The sequence below is a fragment of the Asanoa iriomotensis genome (genome assembly GCF_016862515.1).
GTDB classification, from domain to species: domain Bacteria; phylum Actinomycetota; class Actinomycetes; order Mycobacteriales; family Micromonosporaceae; genus Asanoa; species Asanoa iriomotensis.
The window spans coordinates 1-20,698 of record NZ_BONC01000025.1; the positions used below are offsets into that span (position 1 = coordinate 1).

At 68.7% G+C, this 20,698-nt stretch carries 23 protein-coding genes; 7 read left to right on the forward strand and 16 right to left on the reverse strand.

What is annotated here, in order from left to right:
- The first annotated feature begins 409 nt into the window (after positions 1 to 409).
- Positions 410 to 589, forward strand: a complete 180-nt coding sequence (locus Air01nite_RS18600; RefSeq protein ID WP_203703894.1) for a hypothetical protein — start codon at positions 410 to 412, stop codon at positions 587 to 589.
- Positions 590 to 886: 297 nt separating this feature from the next.
- On the opposite strand, the gene Air01nite_RS18605 is transcribed toward Air01nite_RS18600, so the two are convergent.
- Positions 887 to 1,798 carry a replication-relaxation family protein gene (locus Air01nite_RS18605; RefSeq protein WP_203703895.1) on the reverse strand — a complete coding sequence of 304 codons (912 nt, stop codon included), beginning with the start codon at positions 1,796 to 1,798 and terminating at the stop codon, positions 887 to 889.
- A 1,562-nt stretch (positions 1,799 to 3,360) separates the two neighbouring features.
- On the opposite strand from Air01nite_RS18605, the gene Air01nite_RS18610 reads away from it, so the two are divergent.
- Entirely contained in the window at positions 3,361 to 3,804 is a 444-nt protein-coding gene (locus tag Air01nite_RS18610) for a hypothetical protein (protein WP_203703896.1), read from the forward strand.
- Positions 3,805 to 3,810: 6 nt separating this feature from the next.
- Positions 3,811 to 4,347 (forward strand): hypothetical protein, encoded by a 537-nt coding sequence (locus tag Air01nite_RS18615; RefSeq protein ID WP_203703898.1) that lies wholly within the window; start codon positions 3,811 to 3,813, stop codon positions 4,345 to 4,347.
- Positions 4,348 to 4,654: 307 nt separating this feature from the next.
- Here Air01nite_RS18615 and Air01nite_RS18620 read toward each other — a convergent pair whose 3' ends face one another.
- From Air01nite_RS18620 to Air01nite_RS18670, 12 genes are all read right to left on the reverse strand, one after another.
- Complete coding sequence (locus tag Air01nite_RS18620; RefSeq protein WP_203703999.1) at positions 4,655 to 6,025, reverse strand: phosphomannomutase/phosphoglucomutase; 1,371 nt, start codon at positions 6,023 to 6,025, stop codon at positions 4,655 to 4,657.
- Positions 6,026 to 6,053: 28 nt separating this feature from the next.
- Entirely contained in the window at positions 6,054 to 7,103 is a 1,050-nt protein-coding gene (locus Air01nite_RS18625) for a mevalonate kinase family protein (RefSeq protein ID WP_203703899.1), read from the reverse strand.
- Positions 7,100 to 7,996 carry a radical SAM/SPASM domain-containing protein gene (locus Air01nite_RS18630; RefSeq protein ID WP_203703900.1) on the reverse strand — a complete coding sequence of 299 codons (897 nt, stop codon included), beginning with the start codon at positions 7,994 to 7,996 and terminating at the stop codon, positions 7,100 to 7,102. The genes Air01nite_RS18625 and Air01nite_RS18630 overlap by 4 nt, the downstream gene beginning before the upstream one ends.
- 172 nt (positions 7,997 to 8,168) lie before the next feature.
- On the reverse strand, positions 8,169 to 8,597 hold the full coding sequence (locus tag Air01nite_RS18635; protein ID WP_203703902.1) for a helix-turn-helix transcriptional regulator: 429 nt from the start codon (positions 8,595 to 8,597) through the stop codon (positions 8,169 to 8,171).
- Positions 8,594 to 9,169, reverse strand: a complete 576-nt coding sequence (locus Air01nite_RS18640; RefSeq protein WP_203703903.1) for a GntR family transcriptional regulator — start codon at positions 9,167 to 9,169, stop codon at positions 8,594 to 8,596. The genes Air01nite_RS18635 and Air01nite_RS18640 overlap by 4 nt, the downstream gene beginning before the upstream one ends.
- Positions 9,169 to 9,552, reverse strand: a complete 384-nt coding sequence (locus Air01nite_RS18645) for a DUF397 domain-containing protein (protein WP_203703904.1) — start codon at positions 9,550 to 9,552, stop codon at positions 9,169 to 9,171. Before Air01nite_RS18645 ends, Air01nite_RS18640 begins: the two co-directional genes overlap by 1 nt.
- Positions 9,552 to 9,968: a hypothetical protein gene (locus Air01nite_RS18650; RefSeq protein WP_203703905.1), complete on the reverse strand. Its 417-nt coding sequence runs from the start codon at positions 9,966 to 9,968 to the stop codon at positions 9,552 to 9,554. The genes Air01nite_RS18645 and Air01nite_RS18650 overlap by 1 nt, the downstream gene beginning before the upstream one ends.
- Before the next feature lie 114 nt (positions 9,969 to 10,082).
- On the reverse strand, positions 10,083 to 10,637 hold the full coding sequence (locus tag Air01nite_RS18655; protein WP_203703906.1) for a helix-turn-helix domain-containing protein: 555 nt from the start codon (positions 10,635 to 10,637) through the stop codon (positions 10,083 to 10,085).
- A gap of 205 nt (positions 10,638 to 10,842) precedes the next feature.
- A complete protein-coding gene (locus Air01nite_RS18660; protein WP_203703907.1) occupies positions 10,843 to 11,202 on the reverse strand; it encodes a hypothetical protein in 360 nt (119 codons plus the stop codon).
- Positions 11,199 to 11,441, reverse strand: coding sequence for a hypothetical protein (locus Air01nite_RS41170; RefSeq protein ID WP_239090807.1), 243 nt, complete (start codon positions 11,439 to 11,441; stop codon positions 11,199 to 11,201). Before Air01nite_RS41170 ends, Air01nite_RS18660 begins: the two co-directional genes overlap by 4 nt.
- Positions 11,442 to 11,461: 20 nt before the next feature.
- Complete coding sequence (locus Air01nite_RS18665) at positions 11,462 to 11,728, reverse strand: hypothetical protein (protein WP_203703908.1); 267 nt, start codon at positions 11,726 to 11,728, stop codon at positions 11,462 to 11,464.
- 302 nt (positions 11,729 to 12,030) lie between these two features.
- Positions 12,031 to 12,774, reverse strand: a complete 744-nt coding sequence (locus tag Air01nite_RS18670) for a GntR family transcriptional regulator (protein ID WP_203703909.1) — start codon at positions 12,772 to 12,774, stop codon at positions 12,031 to 12,033.
- Here Air01nite_RS18670 and Air01nite_RS41945 point away from each other — a divergent pair.
- Positions 12,740 to 13,930: a DUF1152 domain-containing protein gene (locus tag Air01nite_RS41945; RefSeq protein ID WP_373310430.1), complete on the forward strand. Its 1,191-nt coding sequence runs from the start codon at positions 12,740 to 12,742 to the stop codon at positions 13,928 to 13,930. The two genes, Air01nite_RS18670 and Air01nite_RS41945, sit on opposite strands and share 35 nt — an antisense overlap.
- A 92-nt stretch (positions 13,931 to 14,022) precedes the next feature.
- On the opposite strand, the gene Air01nite_RS18680 is transcribed toward Air01nite_RS41945, so the two are convergent.
- A complete protein-coding gene (locus Air01nite_RS18680; RefSeq protein ID WP_203703911.1) occupies positions 14,023 to 14,913 on the reverse strand; it encodes a DUF2637 domain-containing protein in 891 nt (296 codons plus the stop codon).
- A gap of 531 nt (positions 14,914 to 15,444) precedes the next feature.
- Between Air01nite_RS18680 and Air01nite_RS18685 the strand changes: the two genes are divergently transcribed.
- On the forward strand, positions 15,445 to 15,918 hold the full coding sequence (locus Air01nite_RS18685) for an SAM-dependent methyltransferase (protein ID WP_203703913.1): 474 nt from the start codon (positions 15,445 to 15,447) through the stop codon (positions 15,916 to 15,918).
- On the opposite strand, the gene Air01nite_RS18690 is transcribed toward Air01nite_RS18685, so the two are convergent.
- Complete coding sequence (locus tag Air01nite_RS18690; protein ID WP_203703914.1) at positions 15,919 to 16,515, reverse strand: TetR/AcrR family transcriptional regulator; 597 nt, start codon at positions 16,513 to 16,515, stop codon at positions 15,919 to 15,921. It abuts the gene before it with no gap.
- Positions 16,516 to 16,591: 76 nt separating this feature from the next.
- Here Air01nite_RS18690 and Air01nite_RS18695 point away from each other — a divergent pair, with 76 nt between their 5' ends.
- Complete coding sequence (locus Air01nite_RS18695; RefSeq protein WP_239090796.1) at positions 16,592 to 17,680, forward strand: FAD-dependent monooxygenase; 1,089 nt, start codon at positions 16,592 to 16,594, stop codon at positions 17,678 to 17,680.
- A 74-nt stretch (positions 17,681 to 17,754) separates the two neighbouring features.
- The gene (locus tag Air01nite_RS18700; protein ID WP_239090797.1) at positions 17,755 to 18,720 is read left to right on the forward strand and encodes an SEC-C domain-containing protein; all 966 of its coding nucleotides are present in this window, start codon (positions 17,755 to 17,757) and stop codon (positions 18,718 to 18,720) included.
- Here the strand turns inward: Air01nite_RS18700 and Air01nite_RS18705 are convergent, their stop codons facing one another.
- Positions 18,721 to 20,697 (reverse strand): substrate-binding domain-containing protein, encoded by a 1,977-nt coding sequence (locus tag Air01nite_RS18705; RefSeq protein WP_203703916.1) that lies wholly within the window; start codon positions 20,695 to 20,697, stop codon positions 18,721 to 18,723.
- Position 20,698: the final 1 nt, after the last annotated feature.

A 20,698-nucleotide genomic window follows, 5' to 3' on the forward strand; every position in this document is an offset into this window, starting at 1 on the left:
GCGCACGTCGACCGAGCTGTTGGGTGACTGTTCCGAAAGTGACCAGGCGTTGTCAGCGAACGTATCGGGTCACTGGAGGATGTCGGCCTCGGCTGTCGTATGGGAGCTCGCGGTCCCGATGACCGTCGTGAACTGCCGCCGGCCTGTCCGACGGGTCCTGGAAATCAGCGGAGTCCTCCCTCTGCTGTCCGCTGGCCATTGAGAACGCGAGCCTAGGCCGGCGCTGCCTGCCGAGCTTGCCCGTCCGCCGCGCGTAGCGGACACGCACGACCGGCAGGTGCTGACCCCGATACCGCGGAGCGGCCGACGATCTCAAGTGACAGGCCGCGTTGCGGCCTGTTCTCGGCCTGTTACTGGCCGCCGCTGCCGATCGTTGGACCGGGAAACACCGGACGGGATCGGGGTCACGATGAGCGAGAACACCGACGACGACACCGACCGGCCAGACCCTGACCACGGTTCCGATGGTCGGACGCGGCGGCAGCCCTCCAACGCCGGGCGACGCCGTGCCGAGCTACCGCCGGCGTGGCAGCGGGTCCGCGCCAACCAGGGCCGGCACCTCAACAGCCACGACCCCACCGAGCCGTAACCGCGCTCGCGGTCAGGCGAGGTGATATCGGGTGTAGGCCGAGCCGCCGGATCGACGCGCGGGGCCGGGCAACCCAACAGCCCGACCGGGCAACCCAACAGGGCGCGACCGGGTGCCCAGCAGTCGGCGTTGTGTGTTTCGGGGTCCGGCGCCGCGCGTCGTTGCCGAGCTGGCCGAGCGCGGCTGGTCGTCCAGGGGTTCGCGTGGGCGGGTGAGGATTCGACGGGTCGGCGGGTCCGGCGCGTGCCGAGCTGGTGCCAGGCCGGACGGCAGATCGGGGAGCCGGACAGATCGGGGTCACGAGGTAGGTGGCGTGCGCGTGCCGAGTAGGTCGGCAGCTCCTTGATACGGGACTTCAGTGAGGCGCAGCCGCCCGCCGGGACGGCCTAGTAGCCACCACACCGCCTCGGCCGGGTTCAGGCCGCGTGCGGTGATGAGGTCGGCGGCGGTGGTCGCCACGATGGCGTTGAGCGTGCCGTCGATGTCGGCGAGGAGGTTGTGGAGGTTCATCTCGCGTCGGGTGGTGGGGAGCCAGAACAGGACGGGCCACCGCCAGTTGACGTAGCGGGTCAGGGTTTCGTAGCTGGCGATCTTTTCGGCGAGGACGGTGAGGCTTTCACCGCCGCGGTCGTACTCGAGGAAGAACGGCACCGTCATGCCGGCGTCGGTGAAGACGCCGTGCCCGTCTGGGCGTGGCAGCCGGGATTCCAGCACGACTCTGACGTCGGCGTTTGCGAAGGAGTACGCGCCTCGGGTTTGGAACGCTGATTCCGGCCACCATCGGTCGAGGCTGGCACCGTCATGGAGGCGTTCGTAGGCGGCCAGTGCGGTGAAGAATCCGTTGACGCCGAGCAGGTGCGGAAGGCGGGCGCGTGAGGTGAGTCGGTGCAGCCGCCGCCGGGCTTCGCTGCGCCTCGGCAGGGGGTCGGTGCGTTGCGAGGCGATGACTTCGACGCCGAGCTGGTCCAGGACGTAGTGGTAGGGGAACGTGCCGCCGGTGGGGCGTTGCGGCCGGAACCGGGTCACGGCTCCGAGGCGGGTCAGCCGCAGCAACCGGCGTTGGCCGTAGTCGCGTGAGGGGAACAGTGCGATGGTGATCTGTTGGGTGGTCAGCAGGCCGTGGTCGTAGAGCCAGTCCAGTAGGCGTAGGTCCCGGTTGGTCAGGGATGCTTGTGCCCGTAGGAGTCGGGCGTCGTCTCGGCTAGTCATAGGCATACCTCCCTAGATAAATACGTTCTCGGGGAGACTCACAAAGTAGAGAGTCTTTCTGGACAATCTTGCGAGCGGTGTTGGGTAGGTTGACCAGCGCTGTTAGGCGTTGGCGGGGGTCCGTGTGGGGGTCCGGATCAAGGCGGACACCCACGCGGCCACCCGTACGGACCCTCGGACGGACAGCCACACCGCCGAGGTAGGACGGCCGGTGTGGGAACAGAGTTGGATTCGCGTGCATGACAGGAACTCCTTCACGGGATGTGGGAGCAGCTCGCCGCGTTGATCGCGGCGAGCAGCGGGCAGGGGCCGACACTGTTTGGTCGTTCCGCTATGGAGTTGTCAACAGACAGGCGCACACGGCGAAAACCCGGGCATCGGAAGCAGCACAGACAGAGAAGGGGGTGCGGAAAGCCGCCCTGACAGACAAGGCGACGGGGCATGGAGAGCCGCCGGACAGTGGAGGCGACGCGATGCGAGCGGGTGAGCAAAGTCGACGGTTCAGCGTCGCAGCGACCCGTGTTCGGGGTGCTCCGCTGACGCAGCCCACACTGCGGGGCCGCTCACAGTGACGCGGTGTCCGTCGCCGACCTGCCACAAGGGCTCGGTGTGCACCCATACGGACGCCTGGTGCGCCATGCGAACGACGCGGCAGGCCCGCGATCTGAAGGGGCGTCGCCGCCGACCGGCCATCACGGCGGGTGGGCACCCATACGACACTGATCCAACAGACCCACGAACCCTGTGCGAACGCGCAAGGTCTAACCGGGGTGAAACAAACAGCCCCAACAGCATACGCGCAACCGAGAAGATCACGAATCGAATATTGGGCATCGAGCCGCCGCCCGAGGAGACCCTCGACCCGCAACCGGGCGCTTAAGCCGTGCCGGGCAGCCGCCACGTCATACCTAACACTCTGACACTCGGGCCCGCCTGTGGCGACACCCCCCGATCAACGGGCGTCCGGCACCGACTACGGGTCCGCCGACTCCGTCGCCGCGACTGACGCCGGTCATGCAGACCGAGGGCGTGGCCGGGTTGAGACTTCGGCGTGCCGTCGCAGACCTCCGCTGGCCTATGGGGCCGTCTGCCGTCCGTGTGTGCAAATGGTGACGGGTGGCGATTGACAAACTTGTATAGGTTTACGCGTCGTGACAGGCTCGCTACCGCCTAGGCATTGGAGTTGCTGCGACTGCACGTCACTCAACGCAACCAACTAATGGGGTGCCAATGTCCGAAGATCCAGCTTTGCAGGCAGGTCCGACTGGAGAGCGGCCGATCAAGAAGGAAACGAGCCGACGTCGCTTCCTGCGCTACTTAATGGCTGGCCTAGCGGTTGCGATCCCATCGTCCAAGGTTCTTTGGGATACAGAGCCTGCTAAGGCAGACCCTCCTCACAACCATTGCGGATTCTGCTACACCTACCTCAGGTACACCGGGCACTCGTGCCAACACGGACGAATGATCGGCTACTACGATGTGTACTGCAGCGTCTGCGGGTACTATTGTCGGACGTTCACAGTCGACGAGGGTCCCTGCTAAGAAGAGAAGAGGAGATTCTCATGCCTGGTCCGGTGCGACACGACCCTTATGGTGATCGACTTGGCCTTGAACGCGGACGCCTGCGCCCGTACGCCGAGGTCGTCGATGAACAGCATCCAACGATGCAGGCGTTCCGAGCCGGCAAGGTCGAGCGCCAGCCCGGCCGACTCTTGCGGGACTACCTCGCCGAGTCAGGGGGTGCGTACGAATTCAACATGCCGATCGGCGAGCGTTTGAAGCAACAGATCATTGAGTTGGCCACACTCAACGATGACGCCGAGCTGAAGGCGACGGCCACGAAGTCGCATTACGTGGTTTCACTCGAACACCTTCGCGGACTCGATCCGAACAAGACCCGCATCGTTGTCGGCCTGAGCCTCGACTACACCCATGAAGAGGCTACGGCGCTCGGCAAGAACCAGCATGTTCCTGAGGGTGACCGCGTTTACATTGTGCCGAAATAGAAAAACATGCGCGCCTGGCTGCACGCGGTTATAGGTGCCTATCTCACGATCACCCTCGCTATGACGGCGATCGCGAAGGTGCGCCGACGAGCACCAGTGGCTGCATCGTGGGCATGGGAACTGCATAACCTTCTCCGACGCCCCGTTTCTCGACGCCACGTAGTCTCGTTCGTTATCTCTTTGTGCGTTTGTGAGATCGGCTTGGCAACAGCGATCGCGCTCGATCGGCAAATCGGCGCCACTGCTGTGATCGCATGTGGAGTCTTTCTGCTCTTCGGGTTGTACCGGTTGATCGTGTTTTGGAAAACGGGCGAAAGCGCCTGCCTGTGCGCTGGCACTCGGCGCAACGTCGCGTTGTCGTGGACCGCAACGCTCGGCGCCGCGTCGGCGGATGTGGTGCTGGCCGGCCTTGCGATCGGTTGGGCACTGACGGGTCCAGGCGGCGGTTGGGTGGCGTGGCTGCCTGCCCTGGCCCTGGTGGTTCCGTTCGGGTTCTGGATCGCGACTGCGTGGATTCGATCCGCCAGGGTTGCGCTGCCGTAGCGTCAACGCAAGCGAAGCGAGGACAGCTCCACAGCCGTCCACTCAACAACGCCACCCTTGGGAACGAATGTGTAGGTGGGGGCCTCCCGGAGCAATGGGAGGCCCCCGCGTTCCCGGGGCGAACCCCAACAACCCCGGGAACGGCCCTTGCCGAGGCCAAGCCTGCGGGCAAGGGTGGTGGTAGCGCGGCCCGTTGCTACCCGGGGGGCGGGGTAGGGCGGCGGGCAGGCGCTCACCCGATGGTGAACTCGGCTCCCCGGCCGCGGGAACCCGGGTCCCCCCGGGTCGCACCGGACGATCGGTCCGGTCAGCCAACGGCACCGCGTACGTGGGCCAAGACCTCGTCACGCAGGCGGACGACGGAAGCAGTGTCGGGTCCCTCGACGTTGAGGCGCAACATCGGTTCGGTGTTGGACGGACGCAGGTTGAACCACAACTTGCCGTAGGTGACCGTTAGACCGTCGAGCCAATCGACCTGCGCCCCGAGCGTCGCGGCATAGGTCGCGCCGACCGATCGCAGCGTCGCGGCCGGGTCCGGAACCTGCGAGTTGATCTCGCCGGACGCAGCGTAGCGGGTGTATTCGCCCGCGAGTTCGGACAGCGGCCGGTCCTGTCCGCCGAGCGCGGCCAGGACGTGCATGGCGGCCAGCATGCCGGTGTCGGCGCGCCAGAAGTCGCGGAAGTAGTAGTGCCCGGAGTGTTCCCCGCCGAAGATCGCATCGTGGTCGGCCATGAGCTGTTTCATGAACGAGTGCCCGACCCGGCAACGCACCGGGGTACCGCCGGCCTCGGTGACGATCTCCGGGACGGCTTGCGACGTGATCACGTTGTAAACGATCGCCGCGCCGGGGTCGCGGGCCAGCTCCCGGGTCGCGATCAGACCGACGATCGCGGACGGCGGGACCGGGTCGCCGTTCTGGTCGATCAGGAAACACCGGTCCGCGTCACCGTCGAACGCCAACCCCGCGTCCGCGCCGTGTTCCACGACCGCCTTTTGCAGGTCGACCAGGTTGGCCGGGTCGATCGGGTTGGCCTCGTGGTTCGGGAACGTGCCGTCGAGGTCGAAGTACATCGGCACGATCGACAGCGGCAGCGCGGGCAGCAGGGCGTCGCCGAGCACGGCCGGGACGACGTGCCCGCCCATTCCGTTGGCCGCGTCCACGACGATCTTCAACGGGCGGATGCCGGACAGGTCCACCAGGCCCCGCAGGTGCCGGGCGTAATCGCCGAGCAGGTCCAGCTTGGACACGGTGCCCGGGGTGCCGTTGCCGGCACCGATGCCGTGTTCGATCATGGTGCGGATAGCGCGTAGCCCTGTGTCTTGTCCCACGGGGGCGGCACCGGCGCGGCAGAGCTTGATCCCGTTGTACTGGGCCGGGTTGTGGCTGGCGGTGAACACCGCACCGGGCACGCCCAGGTGTCCGGAGGCGAAGTACATCAGGTCGGTGGACCCGAGGCCCGCGTCGATGACGTTCACACCTCGGCTGGTGGCCCCCTCGGCGAATGCCGCCGCGAGCCCGGGTGAGGACGGGCGCATGTCCCGGACGGTCACGATGGTGTCCGCGCCGGTCCACTCGGCGAACGCCGCGCCGATTTGCCGCGCCAGCCCCTCGTTGAATTGGTCCGGGACGGTGCCCCTGATGTCGTATGCCTTGATCAGCTTGCCCAGGTCCTGCATCGGTGCGGAAACCCCCTTGTTTGTGGATCTAGAACTCAGACGGGGGGAAAACCACCCCGTGAGACTCACTGGTAGTGAACACCATGACGCGCACGGGTAGGTCACGCAGCGTCGCCAGCACCGGCCCGATGGCATCCAACGGCACAAGCGCGAACAGGCACCCGCCGTGCCCCGAGCCGGTCAGCTTCGCCCCGTAGGCGCCGGCCGCCAGACAACGGATGACGCAGTGGTCGGTCAGGTCGGTGGAGCAGCGCACCAGGTCCCGCAGCAACGTCTGTCCCTCGTTGAGCAGCGCGCCGACCCGCCCCGGGTCCGGCATCGCCGCCCGCAACTCGCCGGTCATCTCGTCCACCAGGCCGGTAGCCGCGTCGGCGTAGGCGCGCATGCCCGGGTCACCGGACCGGAACCGGTCGCGTTTGGAGGCCAGCACCGCCCGCGTGGTGCGCCGCTGCACGGTGTCGATGAGCACCAGCGGCGTACCGAGACTGTCCGAGAGCCGCGTCACCCGGGGTTGCTCGCCCGCGTCGATACGGCAGACACCACCGTGCGTGCAGGCCAGGAAATCCATCCACCCCGCGCCCGTGCCCAACTCGCCCGCCTCCGCGTGGTAGGCCGCCCATGCCACGCTCGCGGCTTGTGGGATCACCCCGACCGCGAACCGCATCAACGCCGCCGCCGTCGCCACCGTCAACGCGGCACTACTGGACAACCCCGCGCCGACCGGCACCGACGAACGCGCCTCGATCGTCGCGCCACCCATCAGCAACGGCCACGACTCCTTAACCACCTTCGCCGTGGCCTGCATGTAGTCCAGCCCGTCGCCGGCATAGCCGCCCAGGTCCGACAGGGCCACCGCACGCGCGGTCGGTTCGCTGTCCGGGGAGCGCAGCACCACCGGGCCGCCGTCGCCCCGAGTCACGCTCACCTGTGTGTGCAGCGGCACCGCCGCCACGACCGACGGGCCGCCGGTCATCCAGTCCAGCGACTCACCGGCCAGACACAGCCGGCCCGGCGCGCACGCCGACACCGCCGCCGACCGGACCCGCTCGCGCGTCTCGGCCATCACCGGGGCGCTCATTGCCGGGTCTCCGGCAACGGCTGCACACACGACGCGCACGCGGGCGACAGTGACCAGTCGGCACGGGCGTGCGCCGCCCGGTAGGCGTTCATCTGCGCCGACCCCCACAATTCGGCGAACGTGGCCGTGTGCAGGTCCCCGATGACGTACCCGGCGTGTGCGGGCGCCTCCGGATAGACGCAGCAGCACATCTTCATCCGGCCGCGGTAGTCGATGACCGCGCTGGTAGCGGTCATCAGGCACGGCGCGGTGCGAGACTTGGCCAGCATCGGCAACGTGGTGACCGCGCCGCCGCGATGGTTGTACGCCTCGATGATCTGCGGAGAGATCACCTCGATCCGGCAGCCCCGCAGGTCAGCCAACGCGGCCAGCCCTTGACGTACCGGCTCGAAACGCCACGGCGCCTCATCGGTCAAGCCCTTCTGATGCAGCCACGCCCGGATGGCCTCGAACGAGGCGGGTGTCTCCGCCCGGTGCGGATACCGGGTCACCCGCAGATACGCCACACCGGAGTCGATCAGCCGGTGGAACATCGCCGCGTCGATCACGTCGCCGTTGCTGTAGATGGCCGGACGCGCCGCGCCGATCGTCGCCCGCACGTAGCTGACCTCATCGAGGATGCGCCGGTTCAGCAACGGCTCGTTGTAGTTGTGGAAGGCAAAGAACCCATCGAAGCCGCTCCCGCCCAGCTCATCAACCACCCGCCGGAACAGCCGCCAGTCCATGATCTGCTGGGCGCGGCGGGCGTCGCTCTCGCCGTTGGGGCACCACGCACAGGTGCGGTTACACCGCCGGGACGTCTCCACTTCCACATAGCGCGGCATCGGCACCGGTGTAGACCCGTCCTGCACGGCCGGTGCCGTCGTCGCGGGTGGTGCGGTCGTTGCGCTCATCGTGTCTCCCCAGATCCCAACCCCGAGCAGGGTCGCCGTATCGAGCAAAAGAACGCGTGTGCCTATCGGATGTGCGCGAACGCAACCCCCGCGCGATTGGCGGGCGCCGTAGTCCGCCGGTGACGGCGCTGGCGACCGCCCGCGGGAATGGCCGCCGTCCGCGGCCGCGGGATCAACCCGGCCACCCGACCCCGACCGGAACCCGCAGCAGGCCGCCGCACCGGCACCACCGCATCTGCGGCACGGCCGACCGCGAAGCGGCCACCTGCTGTGCGTGGACACGGGCCAGCGACCGCGCATCGGCCGCCGCCGCCGTCAATCGGCCCCCCGCGTGCACCACCGCGTCGCACTGCGCCCAGAACGCGTCCGGGACGTTCTGCCGGCCCCGTTCCACGTTCGCGATCGTGCTCCGTGACCATGGCACCAATCCGGCGAGGTTGTGTTGGGTCAGCCCGGCCGCGACCCGGTGGGCCGCGAGGACCCGCCCCGCCGACAACCACGCCTCGCCCACTCGCAGCCGCCCCTGCACCTGCCGGTCGACCTGCTCCGGTCCCGCCGGTGGGTAGGGGCGGGAAGGCACGTCAGGGCGGACCGGGGTCATCGGACCGGCTCCGGGGTCGCTGGCTGCGGATTCGGGGTGTTGACCGCGTACCCGCCCTCGGCCCGCCGTCGCACGTGCCCTGACTTCACCACTGCCTCGATGGCGTCGTACGCCGTCCACTTGGACACGCCGTAATGTGTGGCGATCTTCCCTTGGGACGGCAGCTTCGCGTCGGGTTCGAGACGACCCGCGTCAATAGCTTGTGCGATCCGCTGCGCGATCTGCGCTGTCAACGGTCTCCCGTCACGGTGCAGTGGCTCCAACGTGCGCCACACCGGCTCCACCGTCGGATACGACCTGACCGGCGTAGGTGACGGCGTTGCCGGCAGCGCCGCGATGGGCAGCGGCGCGGCTTGCGCCGCAGCCGGGGGCGCTACGGCAGCGAAGGGCACCTGCGGCAGGGTCAGAGCACAGAGGACGAGCAGCAGGAACCCGGCGACGACCGTCCGAGCCACCCACGGCCACAAGCCGGCCTTGTCGGAGAACTCGGCCGCTAACGCGAACGCCGCCGACAGCCCGACGAGGACGAACGCCGCCCAAGCGTTGATCTCGCAGAACCGTTGCCTGGCCATCAGCTACGCCACCGGGGGTCTGTTGCTTGCTGGTCAACTCCCGAGCGGGCTGACGCGGGGATCGGCCCGTACTTGCCGGTGCGGACGTCGTGGGTGAAGGCGCCCATCTCGTCAAGCCAGAAGAACAACGCGTCTTTGTCGCGGCCGGGCGGGGCGATTTTCACGACGTGCCCGCTACCTAGTTCCTCTGCGTACGGTGGGAGGCCGCCGGCTGCGATCACCTGTAGCAGCTCGGACCACTCGTCACGGGTGAATCGCAGCTCCTCGCCGTGCGGGACCCTGGAGTTGCGGACGTAGACCGCGTCCGGCTCCTCCCGTACGTCCCACCGCGAGCCGCCACTGTCCGTGCTCATCGTGTCGGGAATGCCGGTCAGGTACGGCATCAGGCGACCGCCTTCGTGGTCGGTTCTTTGCCGTTGACGCGGACCGTGCGGGGCCGGGTGAGCCACAACGCCGCTGTCAACAGGACTCCGACGAGCGACCGCGAAACCGCCCAGCGGAGCCGTCCAGATGCGGGGCCGTGCGCGACGGCGGGGATGGCGTCCAGCGGGTGTCCGGTGAACTCCATCAACATGAAGGTGCTGCCATCGAACACAAACTGTGTGTCGGACAACGCCCATTCGACGCGTTCCAGGACCGTCCTGGTGTCGTCGTCCAGGACCGTTCCGCGCGGGTCCAGGCTCAACAGCACCGCGTGATCGCCGAACCCGATCTGTGTGTGCAGAGCCAACCGGTACGCCAGCTCCCACACCGACAGCGACGCGTCCAGCCGCGCCCGCGACGCGTCCAACTCAGCCATCAACGCCTTCTCCTCTTGACTCGATCTCCACGTATCAGCCTCTGCCCAGAACCCGAACGCTGCGCCACCATGCGCGGCTGGCCCTTCACCGAATCGGGTTGCTGCGCTTGGCTTTCAGCCCACGGCATGTAATGGCGTCGGCCCCGCGGTAGCGGTGCCCGGGTCATGCCCGGAGGCGCCCAACAGCACCGCGAACCGGCCCCGCGCGTCGGCATCGGCCATCTTCAGCGCCCTGTCAAGGACGGATTGGGTGGCCAGGCGCAGCGGCGTCACCGCTCGGGCGTTCTCCCACAACGAAACGGTGTTAGTGGTCATGCCCAGGTGTTCGCCGAACGCCCGTACCGTCATCCGTAGCGCCTCACGCAACATCCGCGCTTCCCGTGGGGTCCACCGACCCACGACCAGGCCGCACCCGCACGCCGGGACCGTCAGCGCGGCACGCTGTTCGTCCGCGCCGTCCTTGGCGTGGCCTTGGATGATGAAGAACCCAAGCTCGGCATCCGTTGCTGCGCCCAGCACCGCCCGGAACGCGCTGCGATTGTGCGCGGAGGGCCAACGATTCTCGCCGCGTTCGAGTTTGGCGACGTACCCGCCAACAACGCAGCACCGTTGCCCCAGATTCTCGAACAGCCACACGTTCACCGCGTCGGCCAACTCCTGCCTGGACATCGGCCGCCCGGACCCAGACGGAGACTGCCGTGCCCGCCGAGCACTCGATAGCAGGTGATTCGGACCCGCTTGGTACATGGAGAAAGCCCATCCTCGGGAAAGTGGGTGGTCGGGGGAACGTTGCCTACAGGGCCACGGCTTCGCGCACTCCGCAGCGGCGCGCGTAACCCTCGGCCGTTACCTTTTGCTGTCTACGTTCAGTGCCTCATCGATCTCCCCCGTCTCGCGGTTGGAATCGGTCGATGCCGCCGCATGCGCTGACCATCGGCGCCGTCTCGGGAACGGTCGGGCCAACATTGAGCGCCCGCTCGGTCGTGGTCGGGCAGCCCGCCCAGAACAGGAACCGGTCGGCCAGCAACCGCGGCTTGCCGTCGGCTGTCCCGAACAGGTCTTCCGACGCGGTGAACAAGTGCTCAACAAGGAACACCGCCAGCGCCGCCCCGTCCTCGGTGAACCGCGCCGCCAGCTCGACCCGCGCACCCGGACACGGCCATTGCCCGCCGTCAACCCGGCAACGCCAGTCAGGACGCGACGGCCGGTGCACTAAAATCACGGCGGTACTCACCGGACACGCCCCCGCTTCGCCGGACCAACAATCGTCCGCAGCCCCGCGACCCGAACGAACACCGAGCGACGCTCGACCGCGTCGCCGGTCACGGTGAGCTGGTAGACGTCCAACCAACACCAACCCTCATAGGTCGGCCAGTCATGGCAGCGGATTACCCGCGCGAGGATCGCGTTCGATCCTCCAAACTGGACACTCGCCGCCCGGTTCAACACCAGCACATCACCGGAACGGGGCAACCTCGCCCGCACCGGCGCGGTCACGCGGCGCCGCCGAGCAACCCACCGCGAGCCGACACCAGCCGCGCGCCCACCAACTCCGGACGAGTCAAACCCGGACGTCGGCGCGGCAACCGCGCCGACCGCTCGAACACCCCGGACGCCGCCTCATGTTTGCGGCAAGGGCCAAGCGTTCCGCACGCCAGACAAAGGCCGGTCGCGCTGGACGTGATGTGCGTATCGAGCGTGCGCTGAGCCTCGGCCAATCGCTCGGCCGCTGTCGCGGCGTAATACGTCGTCGCGCTCATGCGACTCGTCTCCTTCCGCTCCCTATCGGGCGTTGATGCCCGCACTGCGGTCCGCGCGGGCGTCCTGCCGCACGGAGGTACCTCACGTACGACAGGAGCCACAGCGGAGGAGCCTTCTTGCACTTTCCTGTGGTGCACACGCCGAGAACCCGTGTGCACGCCGCCCCCTCAGAGGACGACCAGCCGAGTCGCCCCGGTTGTTGATCTCAGTGGCATAGGCCACTTGCGCAGCATTGTGGCATAGGCCAATTGCGAACCGCAACGCATGCTGCCAGTGGATCTAGCCCCTAACGGGGCATGGCTCAGAAGACGGGATAGGTAGCTTCGAACGCCCACCGATTCGGGGGATACACGGCCTCGGTGAACTCGAACGGTCGATCCTCGCCGTCGTAGACCACATGTCGGACGAGGAGGACGGCGGAGGGGTCCGACAGGTTTAGCCGGTCGCGCTCCTCCGAGGTGGCCATGCGTGCGCTCATCTCGTCTCGGGCATACCGGGCCTGCCTGCCGGTCGACTGCTCCACGTACACCAGCGTGCCGGCGCGGATGCGCTCACGAACAAGGAGCTTCGGCGCGAGTTCGCCGATGGGATGCGCATACCAGGCGGTCGAGATCTCCACGGGGTGATCATCAGCGTAGATCACGCGCTGGCGTCGGACCGCATCTGCGCCCACGGCGATGCCGAGCGCCGTCGCGGCGGCCTCGGGAGCGGGGCTGTACCCGGCTGCCACGATCTCTGCCCGCTCGTTCGACGGGTAGATCTTTCCGGTCTCGCGTGCCCGAGAGTAACGCTCCCGGGCGAGTCGGTTGGGCCGCATGCCCTCGCGCACGTAGCTGCCCGAACCTTGACGGCTTTCAACAAATCCCTGTCGGCGCAACGCCTCTAGCGCACGTGCAGCCGTTGGCCGCGCGACACTCCAATCCGCGACGATCTGCCGCTCAGACGGCACTTCGTCCCCCGGCCGCAGGTCGCCCCGCAAGATTTGGTCACGCAGGTAGTTGGCGATCTGCATGTATTTGGGAAGGACGCGTTGGATTTCCGGCAATCTCGTTACTTTCTGTGACTGGCCTAGACCACTAGCAACTCGGGGGACATTATGGCACCGCTACGCTGTCGCGGTGACCACGCTTCTCGTCGCCGCGGGCGGTGGTGGCGACGCTATCGCCGCCGCAGCATTGTCCCCGCTTGCCCCTGGGGGCGGCGTAGGAGTCGCTACGTTCGCCTGGGATCGCCTCCTGGTTGACCCTTTACCCGGTCCTCGCAGCGCGGCTGACTTCGCAGGTCTGGAGCGTCGCAATGACTGGTGGCAAGTGACCGGGCGTAGTCGGCCGGTGGCACCGGCTGGATCTACGCTTCCTCGGCTTGCGGATGAGATCCCATTTCCGCTCATCCTGCTCGATCCGTCAGGGGGCGCGCGGTCCATCCATCGGCAGATCGCAGCGGCGGCCACCGAGTTGGGCGCCGAACACATTCGTGTAGTCGACGTCGGCGGCGATTTGCTCGGTCGGCCCGGCGATGCCGGTCTTCGTAGTCCGCTCGCTGACGCTCTGACTGCGACGAGCTGTTTGGGCTTGCCGTCGCTGGCCTGGATCGCGGGACCCGGGCTCGACGGCGAGCTTCCAGAGAATGTCGTGGTTGAGCGTTGTGCTGATGCCACCGTCCTGTCGGTTGATGCCGCTCTCTGGGAGCCGTACCTTGCCGTTTTGCAGTGGCATCCGTCGGAGGCAACGACGTTGCTTGCCTCGGCGAGTCTCGGCACCCGTGGCACGGTTGAAATCCGTGACGCTGGCATTCCAGTCCCCTTGACGGCGCGCAGCCCCAGCGTCCACGAGCTGGATATGTCGGCCGTCTGCCACGCGAACCCGCTCGTCCCAGCCTTGGCGCAGACTGAGTCGTTGTCAGAAGCCGAACGGCTCGCCGTGGGAGTCCTGGGAAGCACCGAACTGGATGTAGAACGCGTTAAGGCAAGTCAGCGAAGAGAGCGCCGTCCTCTCTCGGGCGACGACATACTCGGAACACTTCCTCGGTGGGATGAGGCGGCCCGAGAGCGGGGCATTGACTACGTAACGTACCGCCGCCTGGCCGAAGCGCTCGGCAATGTTGACGTACCAACCCTCAGGGCACTACTGCGCGCCCGTCGACCCGACCGCGCCGCCGGCCTCTTGTGGCCGACCGGCACCAAACCGCTGAGGGCCGATTAGCGAAGTCCCGGACGCGCGCTACGTAGCAACTGGCCAAGGGACACCCCATGTAGGAGCGCCCCTCGTTGTCCGCGAGAACCTACGATCGGGGCTTACGCCACCACCTCCGACAGCGGGTCGAGATCTTCCGGACGGGGCCGGGCGGATGCCGGGCCGATTGTGGTCACATCCCGCTCGGCTTTGAGGATCTTGAGTAGGAGTGAGGCCCGTTCGTTGGATACGCCGTGCCCATCGTCGCGCATCACGTCCGCGAGGTTGTCCCGCGACAGCGTCCGGCCATCACTAGCAAGAGTCGCGCGGGCCGCCCGCGCCGCCGGCACGAGATGCGCCACGGTCCGGATAGCCAGCGGCGCCGCCGCCTGCTCGCCGGAGTCGCTCGCCGCGCGCTGTCCCGCCCCGCCCGGGGCGAGCGTGGTCGGCGCGGCGGGCCGGTCGGCCGGGCCGGTCACGGACGGCACGGGGACGTTCGTCCGCTCAGCGAGGACGGTCCCGGACGGTGCCGTGTCGTCTCGTCCCGTCTGGCGGACGGTCCCTGGGACGTCCGGGACGGTTGCGGACGTCCGCTGATCGTCCCGGCCGTCCGCCTGGTGACCATCGGTGTTGTGGTCGATCAGGCCGAAGAGGAGCTTGACCGAGACGAGCATGGACAGCGCGGGCCACCCGGCAAGTGCCTTGCCGATCGGGTCCGCGCCGCCTACGGCCACGTTCGCCGCCAGGCTGGCCAGGGTGCCGACGATGAGCGCGACCCACGGAATCACGCCGGTGGGCCGCCCGGCCCGGCGTTGTGCCACGAGATAGAGGCTGGCGACGATTTCCAGGCCGTCAACGCTGATCGGGAACGCGTACGACTTCCAGCCGAGTTGACCGTGGTGGGTCGCCAGTTCCCGCATATGCGCGAAGCTGATTGCCCCCGCGACGATGGCCAGCCCAGCGACGAACAACGCCGTCACTGTCAACAGGATCTTGTCGGTTGGGGTCTTCATGGGGTCACCTCCGTTGAGGGGTCGACTGGTACGAGTAGCTGTCGGGTGTGCTGTTCATGGGTGAAGTCCTTTGCTGGCAAGGGGTTCGGGATCGCGCTCACCGGGGGCACATGCGCCGGGAGCGGCTGGGAGGTTGACTGCGCGAGGCACGCGCAATCGGCCCCGGCCCGCGCGGCGGGTCAGGACGTCAAGGGGTCGGCAGCGACCGGCGCACGGTCGACGCCGGGCCGGTCAGAGTCCGCGTCGACCGCCCGTTAGCGCGCCGGAGAGGTCACGACGCGGGCGGTCCGGATGCTGACGCGGGAGGGTTTATGCGCCGCCCGGTACGTTGGACATGCGCCAGCGGGCCGGCGTTGGTGGTTGCCGGTCGCCGCGATACGGGCTGACCGGGCGTCGCCTACCCGATCAAATCGGATAGATACAGGCGAAAATCTGTGGGTTATTTCCGGGATTCGGCTTGCCGGTCCTGGCCATGCATAGGGACTGGACGGTGATCGGTTGTGTGTCCACAACCAGGCTTGATATGACCCGATGGTGCTGGTGCACGCCCGCGCGCTGCTGAGCAGCCACGCCGAGGGCAGCACCGACTACCTCGACGCCGACCTGCGCGATCCCGAGGCGGTCATCGCGGGCGCGAAACGGACGCTCGACTTCGACCAGCCGATCGCGGTCATGCTGCTCGGCATCCTCAACTTCGTGCCTGACGACGAGGAGGCCGCCGCCCTGCTGCGGCACCTGGTCGACGCGCTCCCGTCGGGCAGCTACGTGGCGATCTCCCACCCGACCACCGAGGTCAACGGCGAGGTCATGACCGAGGCGCTGCGCCTGTGGAACGAGGGCCCGGCGGCCAAGATGGTGCTGCGCAGCGCCGAGCAGGTGGCTCGGCTCTTCGGTGACCTCGAGATGATCGAGCCGGGCGTGGTCAGCTGCTCGCAGTGGCGGTCCGACCCGGGCGCGGCGGCAGACGAGGTTCCGCACTACGGCGGCGTCGGCCGCAAGCGCTGATCAGCCAGCCCACGGGCGGAGGGCGACGTCGGTCGCCTTCCGCACCGCCGCCTGCACGGCGGCCGGATCGTCCAACCGGTCCATGTCACCCAGCAACACCTGCAACGCGGCGGTGACCGCGCCGACGAACGCCCCGGTGAGCGCCGCCGCGCCGACCTCGTCGAGCTGGTCCGGGAACGCGGCCGCGAGGTGCCGGGCGATCTCACCCTGCGCCTGCGTCTGAATCTGCAGCGCGCGACCGCGTACCGCCGGAATGTCCCTGATGAAGCGCAGCCGCAACGCGGCCAGCCGGCTGCCGAGGTCGTCGCTGTCGTCGCCGATCTTGTGGAGCGCGCGCAGCAGCACCTCGGTCGGCCCTTCACCTGGCTGCCGGTCGGCGATCGCCTCGACGGCCGCCCGCACCCGGGCGTCGCTCTCCGGGAACAGCACCTCCTCCTTGCTGGCGAAGTAGCTGAAGAACGTCCGGGTCCCGATCTCCGCCTCGGCCGCGATGTCGGCGATCGTCGTCTCGTCGTAGCCGTCCCGCTCGAAGAGGGCCGCGGCCGCCTCGACCAGCGCCTGACGGGTCCGGGCGCGCTTGCGATCACGGAGCGACATGGCGTGGATCTTATCGCACCAACTGCGATCCAGCACTCGTTGCAATTCTGCATCGAGTGCAGCTATCGTCGACAACATGACCTCAGTGCTGATCTCCGGTGCCGGCGTCGCCGGTCCCACGCTCGCCTACTGGCTGGCCCGGCACGGCTTCGCCGTCACGGTCGTGGAACGCGGTGCGGGCCCGCGGTCCAGCGGCAACCCGGTCGACGTCCGCGGCCCGGCCTGGAGCGTCGCCAACCGGATGGGCATCGTCCCGCGGCTGCGCGCGGTGGCGACCCACGCCACCGCCATGCGACTGGTCGACGGCAACGGCCGGTCCCTGGCCCGCATCCCGATGCCCGCCACCCGTGGTGACGAGGTCGAGCTGCCGCGGGGCGACCTGGCTGCCGTGCTCCTCGACGCGGTCCGCGACGACGCCGAGCTCGTCTGGGACGACACGATCACCGCTTTGGCCCATGACGCAGGAGGCGTCGACGTCACCTTCGAGCGCGCGGCGCCCCGTCGGTTCGACTTCGTGGTCGGCGCCGACGGTCTACATTCGACAACTCGGCGGCTGGCGTTCGGCCCGGAAAGCGAGTTCGTCAGCCACCTCGGGCTCTACGTGGCGACCGTGCCGCTCGGCTCCGACGAGGGCACGGATGTGTTGCTGCACAACACTCCTGGCCGCCTCGTGTCCATCCACCCGGCGCGCGGCGCGGCACTGGCCGCGTTCATCTTCCGCTCCGCGCCCGTGCCCGGCTTCGACCATCGAAACCAGACCCAACACAAACAGATCGTCACCATGGCGTACGCGGACGCGGGCTGGCGCGTGCCCGAGTTGCTCGACCGGCTGGCGGCCGCCGAGGACCTGTACTTCGACGCGGTCAGCGCGGTGCGGCTCGCTTCGTGGTCCGCGGGCCGAATCGCCCTGCTCGGCGACGCCGCGTCCTGCGTCTCGCTGTTCGGCGACGGCTCGACGCTGGCGATGGCCGGCGCGGAGACGCTGGCGGCCGCGCTGGCCGCGGACCCGGCGACGGGCTTCGCCCGCTACGAGGCGGCCCACCGCCGCCTGGTCGACCCCAAACGACGCCGGGTCGGCCGCGCCGCCGGAATGCTGGTCCCAAGGACCCACCTGGGCCTGCGCGTGCGCGACCTGGCGGCCCGCGGTGTCGCGGCATTCCGCTGACACCCACGCCCGGGAGATCGACATAACAGGTGATCTGCCGGTGCGCCGGGCGGGCGCCGACGTACCGTGAAAGCGTGCTCGCCAACGACGTACTCACCAGCGCCGACCTCGCCGAACTTCGCCGCTCCGCGCTCGGGACGGCAGATCCGCTCGGTGTCGCCGCTGACCTGGCCGAAGCCGTCGACGAAGGCCGGCTGGCCAATCCCGAGGACGCCGGCGACGCGCTGAGCCTCGCCGCCGAGATCGCCGAGGTGCGGTCCCGGCTGGGTGCCGCCCTCCAGTACGCGGACCGGGCCGTGGCCGCCTTCCCCGAGGAGGACACCCCGGGCTCGGGCTTCGCCCGGGCGCTGCGGGCACGGATCCTGTTCCGGCTCGGCCGCGACGACGAGGCGCTCGAGGTGGTCACCGCGCTGCGGCCCATGCTCACCGAGCAGGCGGACGCGGCCGCCTATGTCAGCGCCGCGCTGGCCGCCGGCCGGCGGGACGCGACCGCCGAGGAGTGGCTGAGCGAGGCCGTCGACGGCATGCTCGAGGCCCGCGGCGAGGCGCCGGAGGAGGTCGGCCCGCCCGAGGCACCCGGCGTGCTGTTCTTCCTGCTCCAGCAGCGGCACCGGGTGCGCCGCGACCTGAACCTGCCGCACGACCGCCAGGACGACCTCGCGGACCGGCTCGAGACACAGCTCAACCGAGGCGCCCAACAGCCGCCGGCGGACGAGGCGGACCTGCTCTTCTTCCCGCAGGCGGAGTTCGACCAGGTGCGCCCGGACGCCGACTGGGACGCGCATCGGGCCAGGCTGGAGAAGGCGCTCGTCCGCTTGGCCGACGGCGGCGCCACGGGGCTGAGCGTCCTGCGCGGCACCGCGGCCGGGCTGACCGCCAACGGAGACCCGAGCGACGCCGCCGTCCGCGCCCGCTACGCGCGACAGCTCACGGACCTGCCCGACACCCACATCGCCTGGCCACCGGAACGCAACGCCACGTGCTGGTGCGGCTCGGGCCTGAAATACAAGAAGTGCTGCCTCCCCCGCTCGCGCAGCTAACTAGGCCAGCGTCAGGGTGAGGGTCGCCGCGTAGTCGCCGGGTGCCGCCGTGTCCGGCACGTCGAGCCGCAGGTCCGCACCGCAGACGAAGGTGCCGGCGCTGCCCGCCGGCGGGGCCGAACAGAGCGTTACGCCGTCGGCGAGGCCGCCCACCACCGTGCCTGGGACGACCGGGAACCCGGGCAGCACCGCGCCGGACCCGCTCACCTTGCTCGCCGACGGCGTCCAGCCCAACTGAGCGCCCGGAATCGTCGCCACCCCGTTCGTGAAGTCCTCGACCTGGGCGGTCAGGTCCCATCCTCCGTTGGTGCCGCGCAGGTCGACGACGGTCGCCGCCGGCAGCGGGCCCGCTGCCGAGCCGCCGACGACGCCACCGCCCAGGTTCGCCGTCGGCGACGCGACCGCGAGCGAGAAAGCACCAGGCGCCACCTCGGCACTGATCTCGACCTGTCGACCGTCCCCGGGCGTACCGCCGACGGTGATCCGCACCGGAAGGGAGACCGACGAGGCGTACAGGCTCGGGTCGGTGGGGTCGAAGCGAGCGGTCAGCTCGTAGCTTCCAGGCGGCAGGGTGTGCGTGGTCAACTGGGCGAGGGTGCCGCCGATCGCCTCGACGGACCCGACGGCTGTCGCGTCCGGCCCGCGCAGGAAGGCGACCGTGCCGGTCACGCCGAACGGACGCACGGACGCCGTCAGCGTCAGCGGGTCGCCGGGGTTGATCTGGGTGGCGCTCACGGTCAAGTCGATCCCCGAGGCGATCGTGCTGCCGGCGCACTGCTGGCCAGAGGCACGGTTGTCACACTCCGCGGGCTGTGGCGCGGTCTCCAGGAGCGTGTTCGTGCCGTCCGGCGCGAACGTCGGGTTGGCGCAGCCAGCGATCGGATCCGCCGGCACCTCGGCGCCGGGGATGCGACGGATCTGGTCGAACGCGGTCCGGACCAGGTTGATCGGCAGCGGCGCGTAGCCGAGCACATCGGCCGACTGCTGACCCTCACACACCGCGTAGGAGGCCGATTCGGCGAGCGTGTATCCCTTGTCGATGTCGAGGCCCCGCTCGATCGCGGTGGGTGCGACCAGATAGGAGTACCCGGAGAGCGGGTAGGCCCGTGGGTCGGGGTTGGTGAAGACCCGATCCAGCGTGGCGGGGTCGGCGGGGTTGTCGACGACCTCGGCGGCGCTCAGCGCGACCGCCACCGCGTTGGCCGTGGGTGAGACGTAGTAGCCGGCCTCGTTGAGGACCTTGGCGACCGGCAGCCGAGCACCGATGGCGTACGCGTTCTCGACGTAGGTGATCGCACCGTCGGCCGAGGCCTGCTGGACGTAGCCGGTGACGCCGAGCGAACCCTGCTGCAACACGTGGCCGTTCGCGGGAAAGAGCGGCGTCGCACCGCACGGCGGCGTGCCGCAATAGGCGTTCCACTCGTCCGGATACCGCGTGCTCATCCAGCGGGTGAGCTGCAGGGTGGTGCCGGCGCTGTCCTGCCGGACGACGGAGAGGATGTTCTTGGCCGGCAGCACGATGCCCGGGTTGTCCGCCTTGATCAGCGGGTCGTCCCAGCGCGTGATGCTTCGGGTGAATATCTTGAAGATGACGTCGCCCGACAGGCGGAGGTTCGTGATCTGCCTACCATCGGCCCGCAGGTTGTAGGCGAAGGCGAGACCGCCCGCGGCCAAGGGCAGGTAGGTGAACTGCCGCACCGGCGGTGGGTCGCCATCGAGTCCATAAGGGACCTCGGTGACGGCGAAGTCGACGGTCCCCATGGTGAACTGCTGCCGGCCGTCGGCCGATCCGGTCGGGTTGTAGTTGAGGTAGATCTGGCGCTGCACCAGCTCCCGCCGCCATTTGTCGATCAGGTTGGCGGTCCACGTCGAACCGGCGCCGTTGATTGGCACCCGTCGCGGTGCCGCGTGTGCCGGTGAGGGCAGCACGACGAGTCCAACCAGCAACACCAACAGGGCGACAATCGATCTCCGCACC

Bases quoted from the DNA above. Each gene is read 5' to 3' on its own strand.
- Air01nite_RS18655 (WP_203703906.1), bottom strand. From the start codon at position 10,637: ATGTCCAGGCAGGAGTTGGCCGACGCGGTGAACGTGTGGCTGTTCGAG.
- Air01nite_RS18640 (WP_203703903.1), bottom strand. From the start codon at position 9,169: ATGGCCAGGCAACGGTTCTGCGAGATCAACGCTTGGGCGGCGTTCGTC.
- Air01nite_RS18650 (WP_203703905.1), bottom strand. From the start codon at position 9,968: ATGGCTGAGTTGGACGCGTCGCGGGCGCGGCTGGACGCGTCGCTGTCG.
- Air01nite_RS18695 (WP_239090796.1), top strand. From the start codon at position 16,592: ATGACCTCAGTGCTGATCTCCGGTGCCGGCGTCGCCGGTCCCACGCTC.
- Air01nite_RS18665 (WP_203703908.1), bottom strand. From the start codon at position 11,728: ATGAGCGCGACGACGTATTACGCCGCGACAGCGGCCGAGCGATTGGCC.
- Air01nite_RS18680 (WP_203703911.1), bottom strand. From the start codon at position 14,913: ATGAAGACCCCAACCGACAAGATCCTGTTGACAGTGACGGCGTTGTTC.
- Air01nite_RS41945 (WP_373310430.1), top strand. From the start codon at position 12,740: ATGTATTTGGGAAGGACGCGTTGGATTTCCGGCAATCTCGTTACTTTC.
- Air01nite_RS18605 (WP_203703895.1), bottom strand. From the start codon at position 1,798: ATGACTAGCCGAGACGACGCCCGACTCCTACGGGCACAAGCATCCCTG.
- Air01nite_RS18615 (WP_203703898.1), top strand. From the start codon at position 3,811: ATGCGCGCCTGGCTGCACGCGGTTATAGGTGCCTATCTCACGATCACC.
- Air01nite_RS18690 (WP_203703914.1), bottom strand. From the start codon at position 16,515: ATGTCGCTCCGTGATCGCAAGCGCGCCCGGACCCGTCAGGCGCTGGTC.
- Air01nite_RS18625 (WP_203703899.1), bottom strand. From the start codon at position 7,103: ATGAGCGCCCCGGTGATGGCCGAGACGCGCGAGCGGGTCCGGTCGGCG.
- Air01nite_RS18620 (WP_203703999.1), bottom strand. From the start codon at position 6,025: ATGCAGGACCTGGGCAAGCTGATCAAGGCATACGACATCAGGGGCACC.
- Air01nite_RS18610 (WP_203703896.1), top strand. From the start codon at position 3,361: ATGCCTGGTCCGGTGCGACACGACCCTTATGGTGATCGACTTGGCCTT.
- Air01nite_RS18685 (WP_203703913.1), top strand. From the start codon at position 15,445: ATGGTGCTGGTGCACGCCCGCGCGCTGCTGAGCAGCCACGCCGAGGGC.
- Air01nite_RS18630 (WP_203703900.1), bottom strand. From the start codon at position 7,996: ATGAGCGCAACGACCGCACCACCCGCGACGACGGCACCGGCCGTGCAG.
- Air01nite_RS18635 (WP_203703902.1), bottom strand. From the start codon at position 8,597: ATGACCCCGGTCCGCCCTGACGTGCCTTCCCGCCCCTACCCACCGGCG.
- Air01nite_RS18645 (WP_203703904.1), bottom strand. From the start codon at position 9,552: ATGCCGTACCTGACCGGCATTCCCGACACGATGAGCACGGACAGTGGC.
- Air01nite_RS18600 (WP_203703894.1), top strand. From the start codon at position 410: ATGAGCGAGAACACCGACGACGACACCGACCGGCCAGACCCTGACCAC.